14 protein-coding genes and 1 tRNA gene are annotated in these 16,280 nt (G+C 32.4%); 10 read left to right on the top strand and 5 right to left on the bottom strand.

Annotation, left to right across the window (positions count from 1 at the left end):
- Positions 1-82 precede the first annotated feature (82 nt).
- The 3 genes from HA143_RS09375 (at position 83) to HA143_RS09365 (ending at position 4,079) form a co-directional block, all read left to right on the top strand.
- Positions 83-1,114, top strand: a complete 1,032-nt coding sequence (locus HA143_RS09375) for an aspartate-semialdehyde dehydrogenase (protein ID WP_209086460.1) — start codon at positions 83-85, stop codon at positions 1,112-1,114.
- Positions 1,111-2,013 carry a 4-hydroxy-tetrahydrodipicolinate synthase gene (dapA, locus tag HA143_RS09370; protein WP_209086458.1) on the top strand — a complete coding sequence of 301 codons (903 nt, stop codon included), beginning with the start codon at positions 1,111-1,113 and terminating at the stop codon, positions 2,011-2,013. The genes HA143_RS09375 and dapA overlap by 4 nt, the downstream gene beginning before the upstream one ends.
- Before the next feature lie 80 nt (positions 2,014-2,093).
- Complete coding sequence (locus HA143_RS09365; RefSeq protein WP_209086455.1) at positions 2,094-4,079, top strand: ribonuclease J; 1,986 nt, start codon at positions 2,094-2,096, stop codon at positions 4,077-4,079.
- Here HA143_RS09365 and tilS read toward each other — a convergent pair.
- Positions 4,076-5,086 (bottom strand): tRNA lysidine(34) synthetase TilS, encoded by a 1,011-nt coding sequence (gene tilS, locus HA143_RS09360; RefSeq protein WP_209086452.1) that lies wholly within the window; start codon positions 5,084-5,086, stop codon positions 4,076-4,078. The two genes, HA143_RS09365 and tilS, sit on opposite strands and share 4 nt — an antisense overlap.
- 85 nt (positions 5,087-5,171) lie before the next feature.
- Between tilS and HA143_RS09355 the strand changes: the two genes are divergently transcribed.
- Positions 5,172-5,948: a DUF561 domain-containing protein gene (locus HA143_RS09355; protein ID WP_209086449.1), complete on the top strand. Its 777-nt coding sequence runs from the start codon at positions 5,172-5,174 to the stop codon at positions 5,946-5,948.
- A 29-nt stretch (positions 5,949-5,977) separates the two neighbouring features.
- Positions 5,978-8,017, top strand: coding sequence for an excinuclease ABC subunit UvrB (gene uvrB / locus HA143_RS09350; RefSeq protein ID WP_209086446.1), 2,040 nt, complete (start codon positions 5,978-5,980; stop codon positions 8,015-8,017).
- A gap of 7 nt (positions 8,018-8,024) precedes the next feature.
- On the opposite strand, the gene HA143_RS09345 is transcribed toward uvrB, so the two are convergent.
- The gene (locus tag HA143_RS09345) at positions 8,025-9,785 is read right to left on the bottom strand and encodes an aspartate kinase (RefSeq protein WP_209086443.1); all 1,761 of its coding nucleotides are present in this window, start codon (positions 9,783-9,785) and stop codon (positions 8,025-8,027) included.
- Positions 9,786-9,824: 39 nt separating this feature from the next.
- A complete protein-coding gene (gene holA, locus HA143_RS09340) occupies positions 9,825-10,826 on the bottom strand; it encodes a DNA polymerase III subunit delta (RefSeq protein ID WP_209086440.1) in 1,002 nt (333 codons plus the stop codon).
- 58 nt (positions 10,827-10,884) lie between these two features.
- Here holA and HA143_RS09335 point away from each other — a divergent pair, with 58 nt between their 5' ends.
- On the top strand, positions 10,885-11,508 hold the full coding sequence (locus tag HA143_RS09335) for a precorrin-8X methylmutase (RefSeq protein ID WP_209086436.1): 624 nt from the start codon (positions 10,885-10,887) through the stop codon (positions 11,506-11,508).
- 31 nt (positions 11,509-11,539) lie between these two features.
- On the opposite strand, the gene mutS is transcribed toward HA143_RS09335, so the two are convergent.
- Positions 11,540-14,281: a DNA mismatch repair protein MutS gene (mutS, locus tag HA143_RS09330; RefSeq protein ID WP_209086433.1), complete on the bottom strand. Its 2,742-nt coding sequence runs from the start codon at positions 14,279-14,281 to the stop codon at positions 11,540-11,542.
- Between the two features lie 143 nt (positions 14,282-14,424).
- On the opposite strand from mutS, the gene psbZ reads away from it, so the two are divergent.
- The 4 genes from psbZ (at position 14,425) to HA143_RS09310 (ending at position 15,757) form a co-directional block, all read left to right on the top strand.
- Positions 14,425-14,622 carry a photosystem II reaction center protein PsbZ gene (gene psbZ / locus HA143_RS09325; protein ID WP_011377278.1) on the top strand — a complete coding sequence of 66 codons (198 nt, stop codon included), beginning with the start codon at positions 14,425-14,427 and terminating at the stop codon, positions 14,620-14,622.
- Between the two features lie 49 nt (positions 14,623-14,671).
- Positions 14,672-15,148, top strand: coding sequence for a 6,7-dimethyl-8-ribityllumazine synthase (ribH, locus tag HA143_RS09320; RefSeq protein ID WP_209086430.1), 477 nt, complete (start codon positions 14,672-14,674; stop codon positions 15,146-15,148).
- Between the two features lie 60 nt (positions 15,149-15,208).
- Positions 15,209-15,280: transfer RNA gene (locus HA143_RS09315), tRNA-Gly, on the top strand.
- 45 nt (positions 15,281-15,325) lie between these two features.
- Positions 15,326-15,757, top strand: a complete 432-nt coding sequence (locus tag HA143_RS09310; RefSeq protein ID WP_209086428.1) for a nuclear transport factor 2 family protein — start codon at positions 15,326-15,328, stop codon at positions 15,755-15,757.
- A gap of 25 nt (positions 15,758-15,782) precedes the next feature.
- Here HA143_RS09310 and HA143_RS09305 read toward each other — a convergent pair whose 3' ends face one another.
- Complete coding sequence (locus tag HA143_RS09305; protein ID WP_209086426.1) at positions 15,783-16,238, bottom strand: GNAT family N-acetyltransferase; 456 nt, start codon at positions 16,236-16,238, stop codon at positions 15,783-15,785.
- Between the last annotated feature and the right edge of the window lie 42 nt (positions 16,239-16,280).

Raw genomic sequence — 16,280 nt, 5'->3', positions numbered from 1 at the left:
CATTATGTGATTTCCTTGAAAGTTAATTTTTTGATAAAGTAAAAAAAATAGTCAATCTATTCATAAAAATCATTTTCAAAGTGTGAGAAAATCTCCGTTTTTGCCTAATAGGCCATTAAAAGTTGCTGTTTTAGGATCTTCAGGTGCTGTGGGATCTGAATTACTCAAAATTCTTGAACAACGTGATTTCCCAATTTCAGAATTGGTCTTGCTTTCATCAGAGCGGTCAGAAGGAAAAAAAATTATTTGGAAAGGTGAAGAATTAGTTACAAAAAAAACAACTAAGGAAGAATTTCTAAATCTTGATTTAGTTTTAGCTTCAGCGGGTGGAAGTATTTCAAAAAAATGGTTGTCTACCATAATGGAGCAAAATGCTTTATTGATAGATAATTCCAGTGCGTTTAGATTAGATAAGAACGTACCTCTTGTAGTTCCTGAAGTTAATGCTAGTGATGCACTCAATCATGATGGAGTAATAGCGAATCCAAACTGCACTACCATTTTGTTGTCATTAGTTTTAGCTCCGTTAAATAAACTTTCGACTATTCAAAGAGTTATTGTCTCAACATATCAATCTGTAAGTGGTGCAGGCCAATTGGCGATGGAGGAACTAAAACTTTTAACTGAACAATATCTTCAGGGTAATCTTCAAAAAAGTGAAGTTTTGCCATACTCCCTGGCTTTTAATTTGTTTTTACATAATTCACCCATGCTTGCTAATAATTACTGCGAAGAAGAGATGAAAATGGTTAATGAGACGAGGAAAATATTAAATATTGCTGATTTAAAGCTTTCTGCTACATGTGTTCGAGTCCCAGTACTGAGAGCACATTCTGAAGCTATAAATATTGAATTTGCTGATGTAGTTGGACCTAAAGATGCTCTCGAACAATTAAAAAAATCACCTGGAATTGAAATTATTGAGGATTACAAAAATAATAGATTTCCTATGCCAAATGACGTTATGGGAAGGGATAATGTTGCTGTTGGCAGGTTAAGAACTGATATCAGTCAGCCTAATGGATTAGAATTATGGTTATGTGGAGATCAAATAAGAAAAGGAGCAGCTCTTAATGCTGTTCAAATAGCTGAGTTATTAATTCCAAAAAAATGATTAAAGACAAAACTAAGTGTACTAATCCATTATTTGGAAGAATATTGACTGCAATGGTTACTCCATTTACTGAAAATGGAGATGTAGATTATGAACTAGCTATAAAACTCTCAAATTTTCTTTTTGAGAACGGTTCTGATGGCATTGTGCTTTGTGGTACTACTGGCGAATCCCCTACCCTTTCATGGGAGGAACAACATGATTTGTTTATTGCAGTAAAAGGATCTTTGGATTCGAGCTGTAAAGTAATAGTTGGTACTGGTAGTAATTGTACAAGCGAGGCTGTAGAAGCTACACAAAAAGCCTACTTATCTGGGGCTGACGGTGCTTTGGTTGTTGTTCCATATTACAATAAGCCACCTCAAGAAGGTCTTTATAAACATTTCAGTTTCATTGCTAATTCTGCAAAGGATTTGCCTATAATGCTTTACAACATACCTGGAAGGACAGGTTGCAATTTATTACCTGATACTGTGAAGAAACTTATGGATTGTTCCAATATTCTCAGTATTAAAGCGGCAAGCGGTAGAATAGAAGAAGTAACAGAACTACGAGCTATTTGTGGCTCTGAACTCTCTGTATATAGTGGCGACGATTCATTGTTGCTTCCAATGTTATCTGTGGGTGCTGTAGGAGTTGTAAGTGTTGCAAGTCATTTAGTTGGCTTGCAATTGAAAGAGATGATTGAATCCTTTCAAAGTGGAAAAGTATCCGATGCGCTTGCTATTCATGAAAAACTTCAGCCTCTTTTTAAGGCACTTTTTATGACTACTAATCCCATTCCAATAAAGGCTGCTTTAGAGCTGTCTGGATGGAATGTAGGTAATCCAAGAAGTCCTTTGTCACCATTAACTGCGGACATGAAAAAGCAACTATCTTTTATCCTGAAATCCTTATAATAAGGATTATATTTAACTTGATAATTAAATTTAAATAAACCTTATTTGATTACAAGCAGGCCTTCATAAATTTCAAAATTATGCAATTAAGTACCAATTCAACTGTAAATAGATCTACCAACGCTTCATCAAGATCTAAAAGTAATTCCCCAGCTTTAAGAGTAATACCTCTTGGAGGATTACATGAAATTGGAAAAAACACTTGTGTTTTTGAATACGGTGATGAACTGATGCTTGTTGACGCTGGTCTTGCTTTCCCATCTGATGGAATGCATGGTGTGAATGTTGTTATGCCTGATACAACTTTTTTAAGAGAAAATCAAAGAAGAATTAAAGGTATGATTGTAACTCATGGTCATGAAGATCATATTGGAGGTATTTCTCATCATCTAAAGCATTTTAATATTCCAATTATTTATGGCCCTAGGCTAGCCATGTCAATGCTGAGGGGAAAGATGGAGGAGGCAGGAGTATCCGATAGAACGACTATACAAACTGTGAATCCAAGGGATGTGGTTAAGGTTGGCCAACATTTTTCAGTTGAATTTATTCGAAATACACATTCAATTTGTGATAGTTTTTCGTTGGCAGTTACTACTCCTGTTGGAACAATTATTTTCACGGGCGATTTTAAATTTGATCATATGCCAATAGATGGTGAGCAATTTGATATTGAGAGAATGGCTTATTACGGGGAGAAAGGTGTTTTATGTATGTTTAGCGACTCTACTAATGCTGAAGTCCCTGGTTTTTGTCCGTCGGAAAAAACTATTTATCCATCTTTAGAAAAACATATTGCTGAAGCAAAAGAACGCGTAATTATTACCACTTTTGCAAGCTCTGTCCATAGAGTAACAATGTGTTTGGAACTAGCTATGAAACATGGCAGAAAGGTTGGTTTGTTAGGTAGATCAATGATTAATGTTATTGCTAAGGCGAGAGATATTGGTTATATGAAATGTCCTGATGATCTTTTTGTTCCGATAAAACAAATTAGAGACTTACCGGATAGAGAGACTTTACTATTAATGACTGGAAGTCAAGGAGAGCCCCTAGCAGCGTTAAGTAGAATATCTCGTGGTGAACATCAGCATGTCCGTCTGAAGACTACTGATACGGTGATATTTTCAGCGAGTCCAATTCCTGGCAATACTATTTCTGTGGTTAATACAATAGATAGATTAATGAAACTTGGAGCAAAAGTTGTTTATGGCAAGGGAGAAAATATACATGTTTCTGGGCATGGTTTTCAAGAGGATCAAAAGTTAATGTTGGCCCTCGCTAAACCTAAGTTTTTTGTCCCAGTTCATGGAGAACATAGGATGCTTGTTTGTCATGGCAAGAGCGCACAAACTATGGGAGTTCCAAAGGATAACATCTTAATCATTGAAAATGGAGATGTAGTTGAGTTGACATCTAATTCTATTCAAAAAGGTGATCCTGTAAAAGCAGGAGTTGAATTACTTGATAACTCACGTAATGGAATAGTAGATGCTCGAGTTTTAAAAGAAAGGCAGCAATTAGCTGTGGATGGTGTGGTAACAGTTTTAGCTCCTATTAGTACAGATGGGAAGATGGTTGCGCCTCCCAGAGTTAATTTAAGAGGAGTTATCACTACTGCAGAACCAAGAAAAATGTCTATGTGGACAGAACGTGAAATTAGCTGGGTCTTAGAAAATAGATGGAAACAATTATCTAGACAAACTGGGCCGAATAATTTTGAAGTAGATTGGATTGGTGTACAAAGAGAAATTGAACATGGCTTATCGAGAAGAATGAGAAGAGAGTTACAAGTTGAGCCACTTATTTTGTGTTTAGTTCAACCTGCCCCAAGTGGAACTCGTGCTTATGTTCCAAAGATTACCGAAGAGCAAAATTTTTCTCAAAGAAATAGAAATAATCATAATTTCCAAAAGAAATCAAACAATAATCATTCAAATAGTTCAAATAACACGCAAAATACCCAAAAAAGTCCAAAAGTTTCACAGAATCCATCAGCTGATACTGCTAAAGAAGATTCATTTGAAGGTAGAACAAGAAGAAGAAGATCTGCTGTCACCTCTTAACTTTTTTCAAAATTTACATAGTTTTTATTCCAAACAATTTTCAAAAACTCTTGCAAGTGAATTTGACCTTTATTTTTTTCATAAATTGAAGTTGCTAATTTTGCCAGATTTTTAGAACTATATTGCTTTATAGATATTTCTTTTAAAAATCTATTTAAGATTGTGCACCGCGCTTCAATACACATACTATTTAAGAGACTCCTTTTGATACCTTTCACGTCTTGACAATATAAGTATGCGAGTTCACTAAGATCATTCCGTTCATTATTATAGTTGCTCATTTTTTGGGAAAAATTATTTATCCTTTCTGAACAACCAGGATAGATGCCCTCTAATGTAGGAATAATTTTTTTTCTTACTAAATTTCTTTTTAATTTAAGATCTGAATTTGTTGGGTCTTCCCAGACTGGGATATTCATATCATTACAGAATTTTTTTGTGTCTTCTCTACTAAAAATTAATAATGGCCTTATTAAAAAAAATTGATTTCCTATTAATTTTTTGCTTGCAATATTACTGAGACCTGCAAAATTGCTACCTCGAGATAAATTTAGGATAAATGTTTCTGCGTTATCACTACTAGTATGACCAGTTAATAAATAAACATTGTTTTTTGGCTGGTTCTTGTTTAATAAAGTTTTGGCTCTTTCACATAATTTTTTATATCTCCATTCTCTTGCTTTTTCTTCTGAAAAAATATCTTCTTTATTTGCCTTATCAAAATAGAATGAAATATTTTTATCTTTGCAATAACTTTTTAATTCAAAAGCATATAGTGAGGATTTTTCGTGCCACTGATGATCACCATGCCAAACACTAATAGACCAACTATGATTTTTTTTTAGGTCATCAATTAGGGTTAATAAGGCCATGGAGTCTTGTCCCCCGGAAACACTGATTAAAATATTTGATCCTTTGGGAATTAATGTTTTTTTGCTAAGAATCTCCTTATGAAGCAGATGATGCCATGATGACCAATTTTTCTGAGTTAAATCTCTATCAGACATTTTGTGTTGCTCAGATAATATTTTTTAAAAAATGCACTGTTTTACTAAAACAATGTCACAATCAGGTAATAAATTCATTAAGTAAATGAGTCTGATTAATCTTTTGCCACAAAAAATTAAAGAAGAGTTAAGAAGTAAATCTTTACTCAAAGTTATTTCAGGATTGAATAATTTTGATGTTGAATCTGTGAAAACAATTGTTGAGGCTGCTTCATTAGGAGGTGCTGATCTTGTCGATATTGCTTGTAAACCTGAACTCGTTGATTTAGCACTTAAGAATTCTTCATTAGTCGTATGTGTGAGTTCAGTAGTGCCAAGATTGTTTCAAGATTCTGTAAAAGCAGGAGCATCATTAATTGAGATAGGAAATTATGATACTTTTTATGAAAAAGGCATTAATTTTTCAGATGAAAAAGTTTTAAACATTACTAAAGAGACGAGGGATTTATTGCCTAATGTTCCTTTATCAGTAACTGTTCCTCATACTATGCCAATTGATAAACAAGTTGATCTTGCTATGAAGTTAGTGGAAGAAGGTGTTGATATTATTCAAACAGAAGGTGGTACGAGTTCTACTCCTTACTCTCCAGGAATTCAAGGCTTTTTTGAGAAATCAGTACCAACTCTTGCAGCTACCTATGCTATTCATCAAGAATTTAAGAAACAATCTCTGAATATACCAATCATGAGTGCCTCTGGATTAAGCCAAGTAACTTGTCCACTAGCAATATCCTCGGGAGCATCAGCAGTTGGCGTTGGATCTGCAGTTAATAAATTAGATGATTTAATATCAATGATTGCGGTTGTTAGGGGCTTAAAAGAATCTTTGAAAAATTCAATAATTGGAGAAAAAATTTCTTAATATAGCAATATCCTTTAGCTACTAGCTTGATGAACAACTATAAGCTTCAGGCTCCTTACGAACCAAATGGAGATCAACCAGAAGCTATTCAAAAATTAGTTAAAGGTGTAAATAGTGGTAAAGAGTTTCAGACTCTTTTAGGAGCGACTGGAACTGGTAAAACATTTACTATTGCAAATGTAATCCAACAAACAGGAAGGCCAGCTCTTGTTTTGGCTCATAACAAAACGTTAGCTGCACAACTATGTAATGAATTAAGGCAGTTTTTTCCAAAAAATGCTGTTGAGTACTTTATTTCTTACTACGATTATTATCAACCTGAAGCTTATGTCCCTGTAAGTGATACGTATATAGCCAAAACTGCTTCAATTAATGAAGAAATAGATATGCTCAGGCATTCTGCAACACGCTCATTATTTGAGAGAAAAGATGTAATTGTTGTAGCCTCAATAAGTTGTATTTATGGTCTTGGTATACCAAGTGAGTATTTAAAAGCTGCAGTTAAATTTGAAGTTGGAAAATCAATAAATCTACGTTCTTCTTTGAGGTCGCTCGTTGAAAATCAATATACTAGAAATGATATTGAAATTACTAGAGGTAGATTCAGAATCAAAGGTGATGTTTTAGAAATCGGTCCAGCTTATGAAGATAGATTAATAAGAATCGAATTATTTGGTGATGAAGTCGAGGCTATTAGATATGTTGACCCTACTACGGGAGAAATACTTGAAAGTTTGGAACAAGTCAGCGTTTACCCAGCGAAGCATTTTGTGACTCCAAAAGAAAGACTTGAAAGTGCAATAAGTGCAATCAGAAGTGAATTAAAAAAACAACTCGATAAATTTACATACGAAGGAAAATTATTAGAGGCTCAACGTCTAGAACAACGCACAAAATATGATTTAGAAATGCTTAAAGAGGTTGGTTATTGTAATGGAGTTGAGAATTATGCTCGTCATTTATCAGGCAGGGAGGAAGGTTCACCTCCAGAATGTTTAATAGATTACTTTCCTAAAGATTGGTTGTTGGTTGTCGATGAGAGTCATGTAACATGTCCTCAACTTCATGCGATGTACAACGGTGATCAATCTCGAAAAAAAGTTTTAATAGATCATGGTTTTAGATTGCCAAGTGCTGCAGATAATAGACCTTTAAAATGTGAAGAGTTTTGGGAAAAATCAAAACAGACAGTATTTATAAGCGCAACTCCCGGACAATGGGAATTAGATCAATGTGATGGTGAATTTATTGAGCAAGTTATTAGACCAACTGGGGTATTAGACCCTTTAATTGATGTAAGACCTAGTGAGGGCCAAATAGAAGATCTATTATCTGAAATAAGAATTAGAGCTGAAAAGAATCAAAGAGTGCTAGTGACAACACTTACTAAGAGAATGGCTGAAGATCTAACTGATTTTTTATCTGAAAATAAAGTAAGAGTTAGATATTTGCATTCCGAAATCCATTCAATTGAAAGAATTGAAATTATTCAAGACCTTAGAATGGGCGAATATGATGTTTTGGTAGGAGTTAATTTATTAAGAGAGGGACTAGATCTTCCAGAAGTATCCTTAGTCGCCATTTTAGATGCTGATAAAGAAGGTTTTCTTAGGGCAGAAAGGTCATTGATTCAAACAATAGGAAGAGCTGCAAGACATGTTGAAGGTGTTGCGTTGCTTTATGCAGATAACTTCACAGATTCAATGAAAAGAGCAATATCTGAAACTGAAAGAAGAAGAACTATTCAAAAAAAATATAACCAAGTCAATGGTATTACTCCAAAACCTGCAGGTAAAAAAATAGAAAATTCAATATTATCTTTTCTAGAACTTTCCAGAAAATTAGATGCTGGTGGTTTATCTAAAGATTTAATAAATATAGTTAATAACAAAACTGACGCAATTCTCAATGCTAGCGATAATCAATGTTTAATCGAAGAATTGCCTGGCTTAATAGAAAAGTTAGAAATTCAAATGAAAGATGCTGCAAAAGAGTTAAATTTTGAAGAAGCAGCAAATTTGAGGGATAGAATCAAAAAATTAAGACAAAAATTGGCAAGAAATTACTAAAAAGAACTTATTTCTCTAATTCGAAATGATTATGAATCGCATTAACTGCTTTGTCACAATCTTTTTCTAAGACAATACATGAAGTCCTAATTTCACTAGTGGCAATCATTTCAATATTGATATTTTGGTCAGCCAGTGCTCTAAATATTTTTCCAGCCGTTCCAACCTGAAATGCCATTCCTGCCCCAACAGTACTTACTTTGGCTATCGCAGGGCCATCTTCAATGTATGAACCAGGTAATTTCTTTGTTAGGGCCTCAAAAACTAAGTTAGCTTTTTCTCTATCTTGCTTATTCATTGTAAGACTAATATCCTTAGTTTTTAAAGAGGAAATTCTTTCAGACTGCACGATCGTATCGAAAAGTAAATTATTTTCAGCTAATGCTAAACATATCGATGCTGCTACACCTGGACGATCAGGCAGTTTTCGAAAACTTATTTGAACTTGGTTTTTATCTAATGCAATTCCTCTTACTTCAGGTTGATCTTGTTTTTCGTTGATTGGATTAACAAATATTTGTGTATCGGATAACTTAAATTTCTCAGCAACAAATCTAATAGCTTTTGGAATATTATTTATTTCAATTACGCAGCTGACTTTAATTTCACTAGTAGCTATTAACCTGACATTTATATTCGCTTGAGATAAAGTATCAAATAAATCAGCTGAAACACTTGGTCTACCCATAATGCCTGCTCCTTGAATACTCAATTTAGTCATGTTTGTTTTTAGATTGTATTTTCCTCCTAATTGACTAGTTATAAGTTCACATTGTTCTGCAGTTTTTTTAACTTCTAATTCACTAACAGTAAATGTAATATCGTTATTATTTCCATCATTTGTCGCTTGTATGATTAAATCTACATTAATACTTGCTTCTGATAGTTTTTCAAATATTTGTGCAGCAATCCCAGGCCTATCAGGAATATTCGAGAGACTGAATACTGCTTGGTTTTCTAATACTTCAAGACTATTGACCGTTTTTGTTAATTCTAAGCTTCCTCTTTTTAGTGGGAGAGGTTGGATTTGACTTTCTAGGAGAGTCCCACGTGAGTCACTGTGGCTTGATTTGACGCACAATTTAATTCCATAATTGCGAGCAATTTCTACTGCTCTTGGATGGAGAACTGAAGCACCGACGCTTGCAAGTTCAAGCATTTCCTCACAGCTAATTTTATCTAAGAGTTTTGCATTAGGAACAATTCTTGGATCAGTAGTAAGAACCCCTGGAACGTCTGTATAAATTTCGCAAGTTTCAGCTCCTAAAGCTGTTGATAAAGCTACTGCAGAGGTATCTGAACCACCTCTACCCAAAGTTGTAATTTCCATTGATCCCGTATGACTTAATGTTGTTCCTTGAAATCCAGCCACTACAACTACAAAACCCTGATTTATATAATTGTGGATTCTTTCTGTTTTAATATCCAGAATTCTTGCTTTCCCATGTATTGATTCTGTAATAATTCCAACCTGGCTACCGGTCATTGAAATTGCAGGTATTCCGTATTCGTTTAATGCCATTGAGAGAAGAGCTATGGTTACTTGCTCTCCAGTTGAGAGAAGCATATCCAATTCTCTTCGATTAGGATTTTTACTAATTGATTCCGCTAAACAATTTAAATCATCTGTGGTTTGCCCCATTGCAGAGACAACTACGACAATTTCGTTTCCTACTTCTTTACTTTGACAAATGCTACTTGCAATATTTTGAATTTTTTTAATATCACCGACAGAAGTACCGCCAAATTTTTTTACTAGTAAAGCCATATTTAAATCATAATGTAAATTTTTAAACTTATAATTTGGTTAACTTAAATTAATTAAATTCTCGGTAAAAACATTTATAGGATTATGACCTTGTTTTAGGGATGTTTCAATATCTAATAATTTACTCATTAAATTAATTAAATATTCTTGCGATATATTTTTTACTTTTCTTCGAATAAAAAAAATTCTTTTTTGATTAGAAATGCCTGCAAGATTACAAATCTTTTCAGCATTTTCATTTCCTGAATTAACTGCTAATTTTATAATGGTATGAATTCTGATTTGACTAATTAAACCTGCATTTAGTCTTAAAGCAGGTTCTCCTTTCTGTAAGGAATAATTTATTTCAATGAGGCTTTCATTAATATTTTTTTGTAAGAGAAAATCAATGATTTTGAAAATGTTGGATTGATGATCACTAAATATTTTTTTTACATCAATACTTTTAAGAAACAGTTGTGAATTTGAATTACTTGCTACTGCAGAAAGGTATGTTTTTGCTTTAGCTAATTCATTTATTAGTTTAAAACTATCATTCCCAACAGAATCAATAATTAATTCAGCTGCATTTTTATCAATTTTGATATTCATTTCATTCGCTGCATCTTCTAAAAATCTTTTTTGTCCCTCATAGTCCCAGATTTCTGGTAAAGAAAATGATTTTTCTTTGGCTAAATTATTTTTGATAAGTTTTTGTAAAAATTTAGTACTCTTAAGTCTTGAGTCTGGTTTTTTTGTATTTTGTAAAATCAAATAAGTATTTTGGGGTATATTGTCATGAATTTTTTCAAATTTAGTTCTTAGATCCTCATTTTTTGAAGTAAAAATTGGATTATTTTTCAATGCAACTATTCTGTATCCAGCTCCAAAAGGAGGTGTAAGCACTTCATCAAAAGCTTTATTAACTTGCTCATCATCATCTCCATTTAAATTAGTTACGTTTATTTCTTTCCATTCTTTGGATACCTCTTTATCAATTAAGTTTTGAATAAATGTATTTTGAGCATTTAGATCATTACCCCATAATATTTGTATTGGCATAATCGCTCAATAAAAATCATATATTAACTATGATTACTTTTAACACAAATTAAATTTAATGGTAATTGATCATCCAATTTTTTTGGAAAGCATCAGATTTATAAGATCTCATTTAGGAGCTAATGATCTAAATTATTTGGAAAAAAAGGTTTTAGAAAGATTAGTTCATACTTCAGGAGATTTTTCAGTTCAAAATCTTATAGAATTTAGTGAAGGTGCTTGCGAAAAGGGACTTAAGGCCCTAAAAAAGGGTGCTCCAATATTAACGGATACCGATATGGCAGCAGCAGCTATAAAATCAATGGCAGAAAATACTACTAGGAATAAAGTGTTTTCTGCGAGAATGTGGTTTGAAGATAATAATCATTCCCAATTAACTAAAACTGCATATGGATTAAGTGAAGGTTGGAAGGAGTTATCTGTCAGAAATTCTGGCATGAAATCACCTATTGTAGTAATTGGAAGTTCGCCAACGGCTTTAACATATTTAATTGATATCTTAAAGAATGCAAAAGATTTACCTAGTTTAATTATTGGAATGCCAGTTGGATTTATAGGCGTAGAAAAAAGCAAACACAAATTGCTTTCCACCGATCTGCCTAGAATCGTTTTAAATTCAACTAGAGGAGGTGCTGCGATGGCAGCTGCTGCGGTTAATGCTTTGTTGAGGGAATCTATTTAAAAAGTATTTATATTATAAAAATTTCAACAATTTAATCAATATTATTATTAATTTTATTATTTTCTTCTAAAGAGGTTAAAACTGATTTAGCTTTTTCTATAACTTCTCTTGGGACTCCTGCTAATTTAGCTGCTTCTATTCCATAACTTTTATTTGAACCTCCTTTTTCAATCTTGTGGGTAAAAATCAGCTGATCGTTATTTTGCTCTACTAAAACTTGAAAATTTTCTATATTCTTATTTGAATTTTTTAAATAATTTAGTTCATGATAGTGAGTAGCAAAAATAGTGTTACATTTAATTTTTTTTGCAAGATATTCACTTACCGACCAAGCTATTGAAAGGCCATCAAAAGTAGAGGTCCCTCTACCTATTTCATCAAGTAATACAAGTGAGCTAGAAGTTGCCTGATTTAGAATTGATGCAGTTTCAGACATTTCTACCATAAATGTTGATTGTCCCGAGGATTGATCATCAACTGCTCCAATTCTTGTAAAAATCCTATCTGAAATCTTGATTTCAGCTTTATTTGCAGGGACAAAGCTACCAATCTGTGCAAGGATTTGTATTAAACCAATTTGCCTTATAAAGCAACTTTTCCCACTTGCATTGGGACCAGTTAATATGATTAATTTCTGATTATCATTAAAATAAATATCATTCGCTATAAACTTTTTTTCATTTAATAGTTGCTCAACTATTGGATTTCTTCCGGCAATAATTTTTGTACTATTTTTTGTAAGTGAATCATTGTTTGGAATTAAAGCAGGTTTTATAAAATTGTTTTCTACTGCAGTAATTGATAACCCAAGCAATGCATCAAGAGATGCTATAGATTTAGCAATTGATCTGATTTGCTTTGTTTTTGTAGCAACAATATTTCTTAATTCGCAAAAAATTTCATATTCCCTTGATGAAGCTCGATTTTTTATTTGGAAAATTTTATTTTCTTTATTTTTAATTTCTGAAGTAACATACCTTTCTTCATTAGTAAGGGTTTGCCTTTTGATCCAATGTTGTGGAGCTAAATTAACTTTTGACTTATTTATAGATATGTAGTAACCAAAATTTTTATGAAATTGAATTTTAAGGTTTGCAATTTTACTCATTTTTCTCTCTTTTATTTCTTCCTTATTTAGCCACTCAGAGTAATCATCCATTAAATTTCGTAAACCGTCTAATATATTGTCAACTCCATCGTGGATGATGCCTCCTTCACTTATATTAAGAGGAGGATTTTCTATTAGTTGAAAACTAATAGTATCAGCTAATTCTAATAGTTCTTCATCAATATTTTTTAATTGATCAGTCCAATCTGGTAGCTCATATTTAAATAATTCAATGATGGATTTTAGTCTAGGCAATTTTTTTAAACCTTCCGCTATTGCAATTAAGTCTCTAGGACTTGCATGACCTGCGCAAGCTCTTCCTGCAAGCCTTTCTAAATCCCCCATTGCTCTGAGTAAATTCTGGGTATCTATACGTACTTGTTTCGATTCAAGAAAGTTTGAAATTATATTTTGTCTTTTATAAATTTCATTAACCTTTAATAGAGGGGCATCTATCCATCTTCTTAAACACCTGGCACCCATGCAGGTATACGTTCTATCAATACTCCATAGTAGTGAACCTACATAATTGTTTTCTCGTTGTGTATTTTTTATTTCTAAATTTTTTTGAGTTTGATAATCAATAATTAGTTTGTTGTGACAAAATTGAATTTGTGGAAAGTCTAATGAGATTTTTACAGAAGAATCCTTATCTAAATTTGAAGGATTAATTTTTTCTAAATAATTTAATAAACCTCCAAGTGATCTAGTTGCATTGCTTAAATTTTTAAGTCCTATTCCTTCTAGGTTTAAAATTTGGAAATATTTTTTTATTAGATAATTTGCTTCATTAATGCCGAACGTAGTCTCTTGTGAAACAGTATATGTGATTTGACTATTTCCTTTAATTAATAAATTTCTTATATCATTGCTTCCTACAACGATTTCTGAAGAATCTAATTTAGTAATTTCATCAAATAGTTTAGAAAGTGATTGACCTTCCATAGTGATTAATTCTCCTGTGCTTACATCAGCTTTTGATATACCCCATTCATAAGATTCATTTGATTTTTCTTCTGAAACGTAAATAGCAGTAATCCAATTATTTTGTTTTGCTATTAACATGCCCTCTTCAATGACGGTTCCAGGAGTGATTATTCTTGTTATTCCTCTTTTAATTGGAGTCCCGTAACTGCCAGAACTTTTTTCTAATTGATCGCATATAACTACAGAATAATTTTTTTTAATTAAATCAGCACAGTATCTTTCCATTGCATGGTAAGGAACCCCTGCCATCGGGATCTTACCAATTTCTTTGCCAGCATCTTTACTGGTTAGTGTTATTTCTAAAAGGTTAGATATTAATACAGCGTCCTCAAAAAAACATTCAAAAAAATCTCCTAATCTATACAGCAATAACCTATCTTTATTTTCCTCTTTTAGAGTTACATAATGCTTCATTACAGGAGTTAATTTCAGTTTTGAGACTGTTTTGTAACTATAAGACTCTTCATTGATGCAAACATTTTTGTTCTTTGAAATTAAATCAGTCTTGAATTTATTGATTAAATTAGTTGAATTTTTTCTTTGTCTAGGTCTTTTTTGCGATTCTTTTTTTAAATCTTCCCAAGATAAATCTTCTGGAATTTTTGTTATTGCTTTTTGCTCATTATTTTCATTTTCAATAGCAAATAAATTCTTTTGAATTATCGTATCTTCTTGCATACTTTTTAAATTCCTAAATTGATATTAGGTAAAAAATTTGCTTTTGCATTTTAAAGTAGCTAAAAGTATGTAAATTTTCTCCAAAAAAAATCACTTTCGTGAGAATATAGTATTTATAATTATTAAAAATTCAAGACTGAATCATGCAGGCAGTAAACTTTTTCTTCATAAATGCTCTTTTATTTGCATCATTAATAGCAGTAGTGGGAGTACCATATTTCTATATGACACAGTCTGATCCATCTGATAGACGTAATCCAGAGATTAAGAAAGTTGAAATAATTGGAGGAGTTTGGTTCCATTTAGTATTGATTGAGGGTGTTATTGCTAATTTAGTTTGAACCGAATACCTTTTCGTGAGAGTCTATTAATATAACTAAGTAAAATTTAATGGCTATTTTTGAGGGCTCTTTTACTAATGCATCTACTTTAAAAGTAGGAATTGTAATAGCAAGATTTAATGATTTGATAACAAATAAAATTCTCTCTGGTTGTCTTGATTGTCTAAAAAGACATGGTTTAGATACTTCTGAATCAAGTAATCAAGTAGATATAGTTTGGGTACCAGGTTCATTTGAATTGCCAATTGCAGCAAAAACTCTCCTGAAAAAAAAGAGTTATGACGTTGTCATTGCTCTTGGGGCGGTTATCCGTGGTGAAACTTCTCACTATGATGTAGTCATATCCGAGGCTAGCAAAGGTATCGCACAAGTTTCAAATGAGAATAATGTTCCAATTATTTTTGGAGTTTTAACAACTGATACTATGCAGCAGGCTTTAGAAAGAGCAGGTATTAAGAATAATCTTGGTTGGAATTATGGTTTACAAGCAATTGAGATGGGTTCTTTAATTCAAAAATTAAATTAGTTGAAAAAATTAATTATTTCTATCATTGATACCTTCTTTAAGATAAAATAACGTTAATGTGCGGATGTAGCTCAGTGGTAGAGCATCTCCTTGCCAAGGAGAAAGTCGAGAGTTCGAATCTCTTCATCCGCTTTTAATGTTTGTATCCTTTAGTGTATTCATAACAATAATTTTGTAATGACAAGAGTAATTTCTATAGAAGATTTAAGGGGATTATTTACTAAACCTTATGGTGCAGATGCACCAACAAAACAAAAATGGGCTGAATTTTATAATGAGAATGTTATATTTATAGACCCAACCCAGGAAACAGAGGGCTTGGATTCTTATATCAAAGCTCAAGAAAAGCTAGTGAAAAGATGTGATGATGTTTTTTTAGAAACGCATGCAATCGCCATCAGTGGAAATTGGGGATTCGTTGAATGGACAATGGGTTTAAAAATTATGGGTAAAGAATTTATTTACCCTGGAACCACTCGTTTATTATTTGGCGAAAATGGATCAATAAAAGAGCACAGAGATTATTTTGATTTTTGTGGACCCACTTTTGGACCTCTTCCTGTTTTAGGTCCTTTTATAAGATGGCTTTATAGTAAATTTTTATCTTAATTTTATTTTCTATAGAAAAAGCACTTTATATTTCACGAATTAATAAATTTTGCGTAGTAACTTCTTCAAAATCAAATTGAGAATAGAATAATTTTTTATTCGTTGTCATTAAATATATTTTCTTTGTATTTTTAATTTTTTTAGAAGATACAAGATTTTTTACAATTAATGTGCCAAAACCTTTTCCTTGGTGACTTTGATCGATAACTATATCCCAAAGAACCCCACGGTAAACCCCATCTGATAAAGCTCTACCAAAACCAACTATTTCGTTGCCAACCCAGAGACTTATTATAACGTCACTATTGGCAAGACATTTTTTTAGATCATTAATTGTTCGGCTTTTTGCCCAGAAAGCGTTACTATCTAGTAATTTTCTGAGCTTATTTAATCCATTGGTCGGCTTTAGATTAGGACCTAATCCAAACAACCTTAACCCAATAGCTCCTTTGGAATGGTTGATTAGAGATATTGCTTTCATTGTGTTAAACAGTTTTAGAAAATTGATTATAATTCGGTTATT

It is taken from the genome of Prochlorococcus marinus CUG1415 (assembly GCF_017696015.1).
Classification (GTDB): domain Bacteria; phylum Cyanobacteriota; class Cyanobacteriia; order PCC-6307; family Cyanobiaceae; genus Prochlorococcus_A; species Prochlorococcus_A marinus_AE.
The sequence above is the reverse complement of the archived record's forward strand: the minus strand, read 5'-3'. Positions and strand labels throughout refer to the sequence as shown.

What these genes read in the sequence shown, in the direction of transcription:
- holA (WP_209086440.1), bottom strand. Translation starts at nt 10,826, where the DNA reads ATGCCAATACAAATATTATGGGGTAATGATCTAAATGCTCAAAATACA.
- psbZ (WP_011377278.1), top strand. Translation starts at nt 14,425, where the DNA reads ATGCAGGCAGTAAACTTTTTCTTCATAAATGCTCTTTTATTTGCATCA.
- HA143_RS09365 (WP_209086455.1), top strand. Translation starts at nt 2,094, where the DNA reads ATGCAATTAAGTACCAATTCAACTGTAAATAGATCTACCAACGCTTCA.
- mutS (WP_209086433.1), bottom strand. Translation starts at nt 14,281, where the DNA reads ATGCAAGAAGATACGATAATTCAAAAGAATTTATTTGCTATTGAAAAT.
- HA143_RS09355 (WP_209086449.1), top strand. Translation starts at nt 5,172, where the DNA reads ATGAGTCTGATTAATCTTTTGCCACAAAAAATTAAAGAAGAGTTAAGA.
- HA143_RS09310 (WP_209086428.1), top strand. Translation starts at nt 15,326, where the DNA reads ATGACAAGAGTAATTTCTATAGAAGATTTAAGGGGATTATTTACTAAA.
- tilS (WP_209086452.1), bottom strand. Translation starts at nt 5,086, where the DNA reads ATGTCTGATAGAGATTTAACTCAGAAAAATTGGTCATCATGGCATCAT.
- HA143_RS09345 (WP_209086443.1), bottom strand. Translation starts at nt 9,785, where the DNA reads ATGGCTTTACTAGTAAAAAAATTTGGCGGTACTTCTGTCGGTGATATT.
- HA143_RS09305 (WP_209086426.1), bottom strand. Translation starts at nt 16,238, where the DNA reads ATGAAAGCAATATCTCTAATCAACCATTCCAAAGGAGCTATTGGGTTA.
- HA143_RS09335 (WP_209086436.1), top strand. Translation starts at nt 10,885, where the DNA reads ATGGTAATTGATCATCCAATTTTTTTGGAAAGCATCAGATTTATAAGA.
- uvrB (WP_209086446.1), top strand. Translation starts at nt 5,978, where the DNA reads ATGAACAACTATAAGCTTCAGGCTCCTTACGAACCAAATGGAGATCAA.
- ribH (WP_209086430.1), top strand. Translation starts at nt 14,672, where the DNA reads ATGGCTATTTTTGAGGGCTCTTTTACTAATGCATCTACTTTAAAAGTA.
- dapA (WP_209086458.1), top strand. Translation starts at nt 1,111, where the DNA reads ATGATTAAAGACAAAACTAAGTGTACTAATCCATTATTTGGAAGAATA.